9 protein-coding genes are annotated in these 13,834 nt (G+C 51.9%); 6 read left to right on the top strand and 3 right to left on the bottom strand.

The features are described from left to right. The first annotated feature begins 347 nt into the window (after positions 1 to 347). From P2H89_RS23445 to P2H89_RS23435, 3 genes are all read left to right on the top strand, one after another. A complete protein-coding gene (locus tag P2H89_RS23445) occupies positions 348 to 1,472 on the top strand; it encodes an efflux RND transporter periplasmic adaptor subunit (protein WP_275831523.1) in 1,125 nt (374 codons plus the stop codon). 99 nt (positions 1,473 to 1,571) lie between these two features. After that, a complete protein-coding gene (locus P2H89_RS23440; protein WP_275831521.1) occupies positions 1,572 to 4,751 on the top strand; it encodes an efflux RND transporter permease subunit in 3,180 nt (1,059 codons plus the stop codon). Positions 4,752 to 4,829: 78 nt separating this feature from the next. Continuing rightward, complete coding sequence (locus P2H89_RS23435) at positions 4,830 to 6,305, top strand: TolC family protein (protein WP_275831519.1); 1,476 nt, start codon at positions 4,830 to 4,832, stop codon at positions 6,303 to 6,305. Here P2H89_RS23435 and P2H89_RS23430 read toward each other — a convergent pair. Continuing rightward, positions 6,300 to 6,761, bottom strand: coding sequence for an Lrp/AsnC family transcriptional regulator (locus tag P2H89_RS23430; RefSeq protein ID WP_275831517.1), 462 nt, complete (start codon positions 6,759 to 6,761; stop codon positions 6,300 to 6,302). The genes P2H89_RS23435 and P2H89_RS23430 overlap by 6 nt on opposite strands. Before the next feature lie 110 nt (positions 6,762 to 6,871). Between P2H89_RS23430 and P2H89_RS23425 the strand changes: the two genes are divergently transcribed. Beyond that, the gene (locus tag P2H89_RS23425) at positions 6,872 to 8,122 is read left to right on the top strand and encodes an aminotransferase class V-fold PLP-dependent enzyme (protein WP_275831514.1); all 1,251 of its coding nucleotides are present in this window, start codon (positions 6,872 to 6,874) and stop codon (positions 8,120 to 8,122) included. 99 nt (positions 8,123 to 8,221) lie between these two features. On the opposite strand, the gene P2H89_RS23420 is transcribed toward P2H89_RS23425, so the two are convergent. Together P2H89_RS23420 and P2H89_RS23415 are read right to left on the bottom strand one after the other, a co-directional pair. Then, positions 8,222 to 9,601 (bottom strand): PQQ-dependent sugar dehydrogenase, encoded by a 1,380-nt coding sequence (locus P2H89_RS23420; RefSeq protein ID WP_275831512.1) that lies wholly within the window; start codon positions 9,599 to 9,601, stop codon positions 8,222 to 8,224. A 415-nt stretch (positions 9,602 to 10,016) separates the two neighbouring features. After that, the gene (locus tag P2H89_RS23415; RefSeq protein WP_275831510.1) at positions 10,017 to 11,150 is read right to left on the bottom strand and encodes an Sb-PDE family phosphodiesterase; all 1,134 of its coding nucleotides are present in this window, start codon (positions 11,148 to 11,150) and stop codon (positions 10,017 to 10,019) included. Positions 11,151 to 11,303: 153 nt separating this feature from the next. On the opposite strand from P2H89_RS23415, the gene P2H89_RS23410 reads away from it, so the two are divergent. Next, positions 11,304 to 13,238 (top strand): UvrD-helicase domain-containing protein, encoded by a 1,935-nt coding sequence (locus tag P2H89_RS23410; protein ID WP_275831508.1) that lies wholly within the window; start codon positions 11,304 to 11,306, stop codon positions 13,236 to 13,238. A 72-nt stretch (positions 13,239 to 13,310) separates the two neighbouring features. Then, on the top strand, positions 13,311 to 13,790 hold the full coding sequence (locus P2H89_RS23405; RefSeq protein ID WP_275831506.1) for a hypothetical protein: 480 nt from the start codon (positions 13,311 to 13,313) through the stop codon (positions 13,788 to 13,790). Positions 13,791 to 13,834 lie beyond the last annotated feature (44 nt).

Raw genomic sequence — 13,834 nt, 5'->3', positions numbered from 1 at the left:
CCGGCAACTGAAACACCGGCTTCGTTTGCGGGCTATTTCTCCTTACCTGGTTTCTGTACAGGCGCCTTCGGGTGATACACGATCTGCAGAACATCGGGATGTTGCTGTGGCACTTCCCGCAGGCAACGCACATAAGATCTTTCCATTCTACTATATTTTCCTGTTCCGGTTTACTCCTTTCTGACCGGGCGTTTTCCTTTTTATTGTTCCCTATCATGCCTTGTTAAGGCTTTTATTCATGTCGTAAACATCTACGGTGATGCATTGCGCTATATGGCTTGGGCTGTGTAGCAGCGATGCTTATTGCTGCCTAATTCTGGCATTACTCTACATCAATATTATCTGTTATGAAGATTGTACAAGTTGCCGCTGTACTGGCCCTGTTGTATCTGACTGGCTGTACGGTAAAAGGCAATACCAAAGAAAAACAAAAGGACCTTGAATTACCGGTTTTGCAACTGGGGTATAAGGATACCCTGCTGCACCGCTCGTACGTGGCTACCATCAATGCGTTCCAGAATGTTGAATTGCGCGCCAAGGTGGATGGTTTCCTGGAGCAGATCCTGGTGGATGAAGGTCAGCTCGTGAAGAAAGGACAGCCCCTGTTCCGGCTCAATGAAGCGGAGTTTAAAGTAGCTGTTTCGGAAGCATCGGCCCAGTTGTCGAGTGCAGGCGCCGAAGTAAAAGCGGCTGAAGTGGAGATGACGCGCGTAAAGACCCTGGTGGGTAAAAATGTGTTGCCGGCCTCTGAACTGGAACTGGCCAAGGCCCGCGTAGCGGTGGCCAATGCGAAGGTAGCTGAAGCGCAGGCGCAGTTAGAAAAGGCCAATATCCGCTTCGCCTATACCATGATACGCGCTCCTTTTGATGGCATCATCGATCGTATTCCGCATAAGCTGGGCAGCCTCATCGCGGAGGGAGCGCTGCTGACCACTGTATCAGACATCCGCTCCATGCATGCCTATTTCAATGTGTCGGAAAACGAATACCTCCATTATATAAAGGCCGGTCAGGCGGGTAACCGCATTGGTGAAACGGTGAACCTGGTATTGGCCGATGGCTCCCATTATAAATATGAGGGCAAGATAGAAACGATGGAAAGTGAGTTTGAGCCTGCTACGGGTTCTATTGCTTTCCGCGCTAGTTTCCCCAATCCGTCTAAAATACTAAAGCATGGCGCCAGTGGTAAAGTGATGGTGACCTCCACGGTTCCTAATGCATTGATGATCCCTTCGCGGTCGGTTTTTGAGATACAGGACAAAAACTATGTGTTTGTCGTGGATAAGAGCAACCGGGTGAAGATGAAAAGTTTTGTGCCCGATACACGGGTGGAGGATTTTATCCTGGTGAAATCGGGTTTGTCGGCCGAAGACCGCATCGTGTATGAAGGTGTACAGAATATCCGTGAAGGCAACACGGTGGTGCCGCGGGAGATCTCTATGCAATCGGTGATGGCGGAAAGCGCCGAATAACCTGCGTTGGCTTTGTAGTGCCGGCGAGCGTAACGGGTGGTGGCCTGTTGCGGTGGTCATGATTTTTCCTATGTGATGTTTCAATCTTAACTATTACTCATGCTTGAAAAATTTATACGCAGGCCGGTGTTGTCGCTGGTGATCTCTTTGGTCATCACGCTGCTCGGTGTGCTGGCTTTATATACTTTACCGGTTACGCAGTTTCCCGATATCGTGCCGCCCTCGGTGGTGGTCACGGCCAGTTACAATGGCGCCAATGCCGAGGTATGCGCCAAAGCAGTGGCTACGCCGCTGGAGCGCGCCATCAATGGCGTGCCGGGCATGACCTACATGAACTCGGTAAGCAGTAACAACGGTGTTACGCTGGTGCAGGTCTTCTTTGAAGTGGGTACGGACCCCGATCTGGCAGCGGTGAATGTACAGAACCGGGTTACGACGGTGCTCGATGAGTTGCCCGAAGAAGTGATCAAGGCCGGGGTTACGACCGAGAAGGAAGTGAACAGTATGCTGCTGTACCTGAATGTAATGAGTAAGGACAGTGCGGCCGATGAAGAGTTCATTTACAATTTTACGGATATCAATATCCTGCAGGAGCTGAAGCGGATCAATGGGGTAGGGTTTGTAGATATTATGGGCTCGCGCGATTACTCCATGCGGGTGTGGTTGAAGCCCGACAAATTATTGGCGTATAATATTTCGACGGAAGAGATCATTGCGGCCCTGCGTGCGCAGAATATCGAGGCGGCGCCGGGTGTTACGGGTGAGAACTCGGGCAAGGACAAGCAGGCCAAACAATATGTATTAAAGTATACGGGCAAGTTCAATACGCCCGAAGCGTACCGGCAAGTGGTGTTGCGTGGTAACAATGATGGGTCGGTATTGCGGTTGAAGGATATTGCCGATGTGGAGTTTGGTACGGTGAGTTATGATATGGTGTCGAAGACGGATGGCCGGCCATCGGCGTCGATCATGATCAAGCAGCGGCCGGGATCGAACGCGCAGGAGGTGATCGCCAATATCAAAGCGAAGATGGAAACGCTGGAGTCTACGGTATTTCCGCCGGGCATGGTGTACAACTATGCGTATGATGTGAGCCGCTTTCTGGATGCGAGTATTAACGAGGTGTTGCGAACGCTGGTGGAAGCATTCCTTTTGGTGTTCCTGGTGGTGTTCATCTTTTTGCAGGATTTCCGTTCTACGCTGATCCCGGCACTGGCGGTGCCGGTGGCGCTGGTGGGTACGCTGGCCTTTATGCAAATGCTGGGTTTCTCCATTAACATGCTAACCCTGTTTGCGTTGGTACTGGCGATCGGTATTGTGGTGGACAATGCGATCGTAGTAGTGGAAGCGGTGCACGTAAAGATGACGCAGTTTCATATGAGTGCGATGGATGCTACGGTGGCGGCGATGAAGGAGATCGGCAGTGCGATCGTAGCGATCACGCTGGTGATGTCGGCCGTGTTTGTGCCGGTGGCCTTTTTGAGTGGACCAGTAGGGGTATTCTACCGCCAGTTCTCTTTAACATTGGCCATGGCGATCGTGATCTCTGGTATCAATGCACTGACGCTGACGCCTGCTTTGTGTGCCTTGCTGTTGAAGCACACACCACCGGGCACGCGCAAGAAGAATTTGTTACAACGCTTTTATGGTTCCTTCAATAAAGTATATGATGGCACGGAGCGTAAGTATGGCCGCATGGTGCAGTGGATGGCGGGCCGGAGGCTGGTGACGGCGTTGATGCTGGTGTTCTTTGTGGGGGCGATCTGGATCTCGGGCAAGGTATTGCCTACCGGTTTCATTCCTTCGGAAGACCAGGGCATGATCTATGTGAACGTGACCACGCCGCCCGGTTCTACGGTAGAGCGTACCGAAGCGGTACTGGATGCCGTACAGCAATCGATTGGCGGTATGAGTACCATCGAGAACGTGAGCACGCTGGCCGGGTACAGTTTGATGAGTGACATTACGGGTGCATCGTATGGCATGGCGATGATCAACCTGAAGAGTTGGGAGAAAAGGAAGGAGACCGTGCCCGAACTGATCGAAGTGCTTCAGCATAAGACAAGGCATATCTCCGATGCGACCATCGATTTCTTTTCACCGCCCACGGTGCCGGGCTTCGGTAATGCGGGAGGTTTCGAATTCCGCCTGTTGAACCAGAACCGGGGCGATGATCTTCGGGCAACGGCTAAGGTGACGGAAGATTTTCTCGCAGCTGTCAACAACAACCCGGCTATCTCCGGTGCGTTCACGGGCTTTGATCCCAACTTTCCGCAATACGTAATTCATGTTGACCAGGAGATGGCGGCCAAGCAGGGTATTACGATCGATAATGCGATGAGTACGCTGCAAACGCTGCTGGGTAGTTACTATGCTACCAATTTCATCCGCTTCGGGCAGATGTACAAAGTGATGCTGCAGGCATTGCCGCAGTACAGGGCGAATCCCGAAGATGTGTTGAAGCTGTATGTGAAGAACGATAAGGGCGAAATGGTGCCTTACAGCAACTTTATTAAGATGGAGAAGGTGTTTGGTCCGGAGCAGATCACGCGATACAATATGTACACGGCGGCGATGATCAATGGGGATGCGGCGCCGGGGTATACGAGCGGGCAGGCCATTGCGGCCATTCAACAAACGGCCGACAGTGTATTGCCGCGCGGCTATAGTTATGAATGGAGCGGTATGACGCGGGAGCAGATCCTGTCGGGTAACCAGGCCATTTATATTTTCATGATCTGCCTGTTGTTCGTGTATTTACTGCTGGCGGCTCAGTATGAGAGCTTCCTGTTGCCCTTGGTGGTGATCCTTTCATTGCCGGCTGGTATTGCAGGCGCCTTTGCGTTGCTGCTGGTGGCGGGGCTGGAGAACAATATCTATGCGCAGGTGGCGCTGGTGATGCTCATTGGCTTGCTGGGTAAAAACGCCATCCTGGTGGTGGAGTTTGCCGTGCAGCGACAAAAGGAGGGGCTTACTGTGCTGCAGGCGGCACGGGAAGGTGCGGTGTCGCGATTGCGGCCTATTCTCATGACCTCCTTTGCCTTTATTGCGGGTTTGATACCCTTGTGTGTAGCATCGGGCGCGGGTGCCATGGGTAATCGCTCGATTGGTACGGCAGCGGCAGGGGGCATGTTGACGGGTACGATACTCGGCGTGTTCCTGGTGCCGGGCTTGTATGTGTTGTTTGCATCGAAGAAGGCACCGAGTGATCGAGGCAACAAGGCAACGAGGAATACAGGACCTGTGGAGGGGCTGGTGCCGGACGAAGTACATGGGTGACGGGAGGCATCGAGGCAACAAGGCATCGAGGCTACGAGCCATTGAAGCCGGTGATTTCAAATTTCAAACAGAGAACCAATGAACCTTTTGATAAAGCATCGTAATTATTTATACTTATTTGTTCTTGTCATGGGTGTACTGCCTGCCGGTTGTAAGGTGATGGCGCCGCAACCTGTTTCAGCCATCAGGGCGCTGCCTGAGCAGTACAGCCGGCAGGATTCCGTACAGCAGGGCGTTGGAGCCGATGCTGTTGTACTGGAATTCCGGCGTTTCTTTCCCGACGTACACCTCGTGACTTTCATCGATTCGGCTATGAAGCGTAATACGGATCTGCAGATCGCCCTGCAACGGGTGATCGTGGCAGAGGCGAGGCTGGTGGCCCGGCGCGGCGCCCTGTTGCCTTCGCTGGATGGTGTGGTAAGCGGTAGTGCCGACCGTTATGGCGACTACACGTTGAATGGCGTGGGTAATTTCGATACCAATCTTTCGCCCAATATCAATAAGGATCAACGGATACCGGTGGGCCCCACCACAGATGTGTTCATCGGTCTGCGCAGCAATTGGGAGATCGACGTGTGGGGTAAGCTGAAGCATTTGAAGAAAGCGGCGCAGGCGGAAGTGCTGTCTACCCGCGAGGCGCGGCAGTTTGTGGTAACCAACCTGGTGTCGAAGCTGGCGCAGGGATACTATCACTTGCTGGCGCTCGATCAGGAACTGGTGATCGTGCAACGTAACGTGAAGCTACAGGAAGAAGCGCTGGAGATCGTGAAGGTGCAGAAAGAGGGAGGGCGCGCTACTGAACTGGCGGTACAGCAGTTCAACGCACAACTGCTCAATACAAAATCTATTGAATTCAACATCCGCCAGGAAAGAGTGAGTGTAGAGAATGAGCTGAATGCATTGGCAGGTAACTATCCACAGCACATCGTGCGCGATACGGCCCGTGCGATGAAGGGGCTTGGTGCCACGATAGCGGCCGGCGTGCCGGCTGCCTTACTGTCGAACCGTCCGGATATACGCCAGTATGAATTTCAACTGCAGGCGGCGCAGGAGAACGTGGTGGCGGCGCGGAAAGCCTTTCTGCCTTCGCTGGTGATCAGTCCATATGCGGGGCTCAATGCCTTTACGCCGGGGCTTTTGTTCAAGGGTGGCTCTGCTACGTATGGTGTGCTGGGCGGCATTACGGCGCCTTTCTTCCGCCAGGGCGAACTGCGTGTGCAATATACCATCGCGAATGCGGCTAACCGGGAAGCAGTGTTCCAATACCAGCAAACCTTACTGGATGCTTATAGCGAAGTGGTGACGAACCTGAGTGCGGTGCAAAATACGCGTGCCTCGTGGCAGATGAAAGATCAGGAAGTGACGCAGTTACGAGAGGCGGTGGTTACGGCACGGGACCTGTACCTATCGGGGTATGCGAATTACCTGGAAGTGATCACGGCACAGAAGAACGTGCTGGAGGCTGAATTGCAGCTGGCCCGTCAGCAAAGGGATATATATGTGGCGCAGGTGCAATTGTACCGTTCGCTGGGAGGGGGTTGGCAGTCGCTATAACGCGATGTGGAATCCTGCTTTTACCCGGTCCATGACCACATGGGTGTAGAAGTGTTTTACGTTGGGGTTGTCCATCAGTTGTTTCTTCGAAAACTGTTCGAAATGCTGCATGTCGCGTGTGTTGACGATGAGCACGAAATCGTAGGTGCCGGTCACATAATAACATTGGGCAACTTCTTCGGCCTTCTGCATGCTGTGTTTGAACTGATCAATGGATCTTGATCCGCCTTCATGTAATATGATATCCACTACACAGGTGATGCCGATGCCGGCAGCGGCGGGGGAGATGATCGATACATCCGCTTCTATGATCTTCTCTTTCCGCAGCCGCGCTACGCGGCGCTGTACGGCACTTTGGCTGAGGTTGACCTTTTCCGCCAACTGGCTGGTGGTTAGCTGGTTGTTCTGCTGCAGGAGTTTTAACAGCTGTTTGTCCTGTTCATCGAGTGGTTGCATAGTTTATGCGTTGTACCGGTAAAAATAAATGAATTTGGGCGCGCGGGAGCCAACTGTGCGTTTATTGTGCGTGCCTGCGCTGGTAGCTTTGTGTGATAAAACATAAGGCTATGCTTAACTTATCTTCTACGCTAACGCAGGTGGGCAGTGTTTTTTCGGACAGGGAATTGCAACAGTTCAGGCGGGATACGCCGGGTGCGAAGCGGGTGATTCATTTTAATAATGCCGGGGCCGGACTGATGCCGGACAGTGTGCTGCAGGTGCAACTGGACCATCTTCAGCTGGAAGCTACGATGGGCGGGTATGAGGCCGCTGCCTGGCAGGGTGACCTGATCAAGGCCTTTTATACAGAGGCTGGCCTGTTGTTCAATTGCCGGGCAGACCAGATCGCCTTTACGGCCAGCGCCACAGATGCCTATACCAGGGCTTTGTCGTCCATTCCTTTTGAAAAGGGGGATGTTATCCTCACCGACCGCGACGACTTTGTATCTAACCAAATTCAATTCCTTTCCCTGCAAAAAAGACTGGGGGTGGTGATCGTGCATATCGACAATGCTGCCTTGGGCGGGGTGAACGTGCAGGATCTCGAAGCGAAACTGCACCGTTACCGGCCGCGGTTGCTGGCCATTACGCATGTGCCTACCAATTCGGGCCTGGTACAACCGGTGGAGGCGATTGCGGCGGTGTACCGCTCTTATGTGAACCTGCATCCGGGCAAGACCTGGTATATCCTGGATGCCTGCCAGAGTGCCGGGCAAATGAAGCTCGATGTGCAGGCGTTGGGCTGTGACTTTTTAAGCGTTACCTGCCGTAAGTTCTTACGGGGACCGCGGGGTACGGGCGCGCTGTACATTTCGGATAATGCCTTGCGGGCCGGCCTGGAGCCGTTGTTCATCGATATGCGCGGTGCGGAGTGGACGAGTAAGGATCGATATCGTCAGCAGCCGGATGCGAAGCGCTTTGAGGATTGGGAGTTCAATTATGCTACGGTGATCGGAACGATGGAAGCGATCGCTTACTGCCGGTCGATCGGAGAAGATCGTATATGGCAGCAAGTGCAGTGGTTGTCGGGCATGATGCGCGAAGCGTTGGGCAGGCTTAGCCGGGTAAGGGTGCTGGATCGCGGGCCTGTATTGGGTGGTCTGGTAACGTTTCATATAGCAGGTGGAGATCCGGTAGAGACGGTGCAGGCGTTGCACCGTCGCAAGATCAATGTGGTGCCGAGCTATCGCGCTTTTGGCGTACTTGATTTCGATGAGAAGGGAGTGGGTTGGGCGATCCGTGCTTCACCGCATTATTACAATACGAAGGAGGAGATTGATCGGTTCATGGAAGCGATAGAAACGATCGTTTCTCAATAATTTTATACTTCAGCTGACGGGCAGCCAGTATAGCCATGAAAAAGCTGTCTCAAAATTAATTCATCCTGTGCCGGTGTTGGTTTTGAGACAGCAATTCTCCTAATTTCCGGGTACTTGTACGAGTTTAAAGACTTTGCCGGTAGTGCCCTGCGGGCCTATCGAAGAAGATACGGTGAGGTATATTTCTCCTGCATTATCTTGTCCGAACCCTCTCAGGTAGTAACCGATATCGTCGGGATGGCTCTTCAGTGATACTTCCTGGTAAGTCCACGAATTACCGGCAGGCATCGCTGAAAATAACTCTCCATCCGTTGTTGTTGGCGTTTGAGAGAATGTTCCAAAGATGTATTTCCCATCCCAGCCTTCGATATCCTGGCCGCGGTAAACATGTCCGCCAATCACCGTGGTGGCCCTGCCGCCCGACGGATTTTGCCAGTTGTTGATCTCTATCACGGGATCGATCAATGGATTTCCGAGGTTGTCTGCTGCGGGACAGGATGCCGGTATCGACAGGCTGTTGGCAGCATCAAAGCAATGCCTGCCTTCTTTCACATTCCATCCATAGTTGCCACCTTTGGTCACCACATCGATCTCCTCCCACAACAACTGTCCGGCATCTCCGAGGATCAGCTGATGTGATCCACCCATATCAAAAGAGAAGCGGTAAGGATTACGAAAACCATAGGCGTAAATTTCGTCGCGGCCCGTCTTATTGGCAAACGGGTTATCGGACGGTATGCCATAGGGCGTGCCGGTATTTACATCAATACGCAATACGTTGCCCAATAGGTCGGCTTCAACATCCTGGCCATTGCCTCCTTTATTAGCTACATACCAATCTTCCACATGGCCTACCGCTGTGTCGTTGGAACTGCCACCGTCGCCAACGGATATGTACAAGAATCCGTCAGGGCCGAATGCCAGTGTTCCGCCATTGTGATTGAATTGCGGATCGTCCCATTCCAACAAGACCTTTTCGCTACCCGTATTGGCTAAGTTCGGGTCGCCAGATGTGGTGAATTCCGAAATACGGCTGAGGTTATTCCATAAGACGCCTGAAGCTGGTCCGCCACTACGTGGCTGTAGTTGGTAATAGATAAAAAAGCGGCGGTTGTTTTTGTAGTCGGGGTGAAAAGCCAGGCCCAACAATCCCCGTTCGTCGAAACCGGGGTTCAAAGGCACCAATGTACTGCTGACATCCAAAAAAGGAGTGGGTAGGGTGTTGTTGTCTTTGTCGATGATCCAGATCTTACCAACCTGATCAATGACAAATAAGCGTTTGGTGTCGTCGGGGGAGGCCACTAATTGGATGGGAGAAACAAAGCCGCTTGCGATCTCTTTTATATCCACTGCTTTTTGCTCGTCGGGGTGGTCATCATCTTTCTTACATGACGGGAGTATGAATAGCCATACGACAACGCACAATACTGCGAACCTCCTGATTTTGCGGGAGGCATCATTAGCTGGTTTATACTTCATGACTAGTGAATTTTGGTGAGTAAATAGATTCCCTGCAGCAGACGCAGCAGATTTCTCTACACTGCAGCCTATGCTTTTGCTTATAATTCTACTGTTGAAGGGAAACAGGGCGTGCTTTAATGAATAGCTTTCAGGCCGGTTTAAAGAGAGCGGGGAATAAAAAGGGGAATGTGATAGTCAACAAGTTTTGACTGGTAGCAATAAGAATACGGTTAATGTAATGGAAAGGTTGTTGCGGCCGCTGATTAAGGGATGTGGTCCACCGCAGGAGGAGAATAGTTGTGGAAGCAATTGCACAGTAGGATACTGCCACAGCGTGAAAGAGAATAAAAGCCGATCAGCACCAGCATTATAGGGTAACCTAAAGAAGAGAACGTCTTCTTGATGGGAGACGTTCTCTTCCTGGGGTGTATATCTACTGACTGACTTGTGCAGTAATGGTTATGGACGGGTGGCTATTGGGGGCGTGTATGGCGTTGAGCACTTCGAAGGCCAGATCGATGGAGCTGATCTTATCTTTTGTTTTCACTTTGATCACTGTTTTGCCGCCTGCCGGGATGGTGACGAGATCACTGTGTTCATGGAAGGTGTATTTCGACCGGTTCATCAGCGTGAATTCGGCGCTGGTAAGGTTTTCTATGGTTACAGAGAGTACGGATGTTTTGGCAATGTATTTGGCGCTGGTCACTGTAAGCGATGCCTTCACGAGTGGTATCAGGTATTCATCGCGGCCAATGAGCAGGTCTTTGAAGAAAGCCACGGTGCGGCGGTTCATCAATCCTTCTTTGATCCCTTCGGGCGTGGCATCTTTGGAGAATACCAGGGTAACGGGGCGGTGGCCGCCTTTGGGAATGCCGAAGGTCCAGTCGACGAGCTTGTGCGCATCGCTGGTGCCCATGATGGTGAGGTTGTTGTCGAGGGCGATCTGCAGGGATTCGTCGGAATAGGAATTGTCGTTCACTACTTCAATGCCATCAAGGAGTTTTTCCTTAATAAGCATTTTGTGCATGGGGGTGAGGGTGGCTACGCCATCGGGGCGCTGGCTGGTCCACATAGGGTGATTCCAGAAAGTGAAGGCGTTTTGCCTTTTTGCTTCGCGGAATACTTCTACCGAATCCTGGATCAGCATTTTGTTGGCGTCCTGGATGAAGACGGCATTGTTGTGGCCGGGCGGCATTTTGCGGGTGATCTCGGAGCCGCGTATGATGAGCAGGTTGTGGTCTTTTGCTTCTTTGAGGGCGAGCTCGTAAGAGCGGTTGCGATCGGGGTGGGGGATATCGGCCTTGTGGGGCTGGTATTCGAGGTGCTCGGTGAGGGAGATGGCATCGAGTCCGTCTTTGAGTGCTTCGGCCACCCGGATATCGGGCCACACGCTGCCATCGGAAAATACGGTATGCATGTGCAGGTCGCACTTCAAGACTTTGTAGCCCGGTACATCGGGAAACTTAAGGCTGCGGCCCATGCGGTGGCTGTGGGGCGCTTCTTCTTCCTCTTGTGCAAATGTTGTCAATGATAACAGGCAAAGGAGCAGCAGGGATAGTTTGTGCATGCGGGATAGCGATTTTAAGGGGTAAAAGGTAATGGATTTTGGGAAACCGCCTCGTTAAGGCTGCATTATTTATTGGTGCGTTTTTTTGCGGGTGGTGAATGCTGTCCTAAAATATGCCAGCCGGGTTTTGAGCGGGTGGTGTATTTTCGCACCATGACTTTGACGGCGGAGCAAAAGGCAATTATTCAATCGAAGGGTGATATCAGGATCAATGCGGTGGCGGGGTCGGGCAAGACCTCCACGATCATTGAATATGCAAAGGCGCGGCCCAATAGCCGTATCCTGTACCTCGCTTTCAACAAGGCGGTGAAGCTCGAGGCTGTCCGTAAATTCGAAGCCCAACAATTGGGCCATGTGAAAGTAGAGACGGCGCATTCGCTTGCCTATAAGGCGGTCGTCTTCAAACATAATTACAAGGTGCGCGCGGCAGGGTATAAGACCGCCGAGATCGTGTCGATGCTGAGCTTGCGCAGCAGCGGTGAGCGGCATGCCGAACATATCCTCGCCAACCATATCATCAAATTCGTGGCTTATTTCTGCAACAGCGATAAACAGCGTGTGCAGGACCTTAATTATGCCGAACTGGTTACCGACAAAGTAGCGCAGAAGTTCGTGAAGCAGCACTACGAAGCCCTTGAAATGGGTACACGTCGCCTGCTGGCGATGATGGACAAGGGGGAGGTGGAGATCATCCATGATTTTTACCTGAAGAAGTTTCAGCTCATGGCGCCCAGGCTTCCTTATGATTTCATTTTGTTTGATGAGGGGCAGGATGCATCGGCGGCGATGCTGGATGTGTTCTTCCGGCAAACGGCCACTAAAGTGATCGTAGGCGATACGCACCAGCAGATCTACGGGTGGCGTTTTGCGGTGAACTCGCTCGAGAAGGCAGACTTCAAGACCTATCAACTGTCGACGAGCTTCCGTTTTGGTCAGGATATTGCCGACTTAGCGAAGCGGGTGTTGAGCTATAAAGCGCATATCGACCAGGAGATTGAGGTAACGATCAATGGTAAAGGCGCGGGCACAACCATGAAATCAAAAGCGGTGATCGCCCGCTCGAACCTGGGCTTGTTGCTGGCGGCGATCGGGCAGGTGCAGGAAGGCAAGTTAAAGAAGATCTATTTCGAGGGCAACCTCAATTCTTATACGTATGCCGATGAAGGCGCTTCCTTGTACGATGTGCTCAACCTGTACAATGATAAGAAGCAATTGATCCGCGATGAAATGATCGGTGGCATGAAGGATATGAAAGACCTCGAAGAGTACATCGAAAAAACAGAAGACAAACAGTTGGGTATGATGGTGGAGATCGTGAAGGAGTATGGCAATGAGCTGCCCATCATCCTGAATTCGATCCGTGCCAAACACGTGAGCGATAATGACAAGGATAAGGCCGATATGGTGTTCTCCACGGTGCATCGCTGTAAGGGTATCGAATACGATGAGGTGACGCTGGCTGATGACTTCATCACCGAAGTACGCCTCAAGAAGATCAAAGACGATAAGAAGAAGGAGGATGTGGACCTGGCGCGGTTGAATGAAGAGATCAATCTGCTGTACGTAGCAGTAACCCGCGCCAAAAGATTATTGTATATGCCCGATGATATGATGCCGGAGGGGTTTTCCTTCACTTCGCATATCAAGGCTTTGCCGATGAAGAAGCGACTGGGGGTGAAGGAGGCAGTAAAACCTGGCAGCAAGGGTGGTACTGCTACCGGAAATTGGAAGAAGCTGGAAAAAGGCTGGGATAAACCGGATGGCGATAAGGTGAAGTACAGGAGTGGCGGTGGTTCCCGAGCCATAGGAAATGAATCGGTTAACAAACTGCCAGCTGGCAGGGTAGGTGGGGTGGCTGACAAATTAAAGCTATTGAAGCGGTTGGTGACCGGGGAGGAGCAGGCGCGGGAAGCGTATGAGCAGGCGAGCCGGGAACATGCAGCGGCGAATAAAGCCTGGACCAATACGATGGACGATGAACTCACGATCATGTATGGCGACGGGGTAGGCCTGGCCGAACTGTCGGAACATTTTGGCCGCACGAAAGGTGCAGTGCAAATGCGGATCAGGAAGCTGGGGCTGGACTAGCTGAGGCATGGGTATTGCGGACATGGGGAAAAGGTTGTAGATTCACGTTATAACCCTCAAACCCTTCGTCACATGTTGAGTAAAATCTATGCGATCATTGCCATTATTGGCTTTTCCTATCTATCCAAGGGATGTATTTCGGACTACCTGAAAGGCAGTGATGCCGACCTGATCACTCACTATGAAAAAGTGATTGCCGACGATGGCCGCGCTACTGCGGTACTCAGCAAGGAATACAAAGAAACCAACGTCTCCATTAAAGGGCTCCGGGCCAATTCGTACGAATTTACTTATAGTTATCAGGTGGACAGTGCCACCTATAGTGGCTCTCATTCCTTTCTGGAACTCCCCAAGTCTCCTACGATAGAAGTGTATTATTGGAAAGCAAATCCATCTCATAGTTATGTTGATCTTGCGAACAAGCTGTCGCAGGAAAAAGCCAAGACCGGCGATAAAGGCCCGCTATGGTGGGGAATACTCTTTGGGGTCGTTGCGCTGCTATGCCTCGTCGGGTTTATAAAAGAGATGCGGGAGTGGTGGGCTAATTTGTAGCGCATCATGAAACGGGATCAAAAGGCTGCAAGATTACCTATAAA

Source organism: Paraflavitalea sp. CAU 1676, assembly GCF_029223285.1.
GTDB lineage: Bacteria > Bacteroidota > Bacteroidia > Chitinophagales > Chitinophagaceae > Paraflavitalea.
The sequence above is the reverse complement of the archived record's forward strand: the minus strand, read 5'-3'. Positions and strand labels throughout refer to the sequence as shown.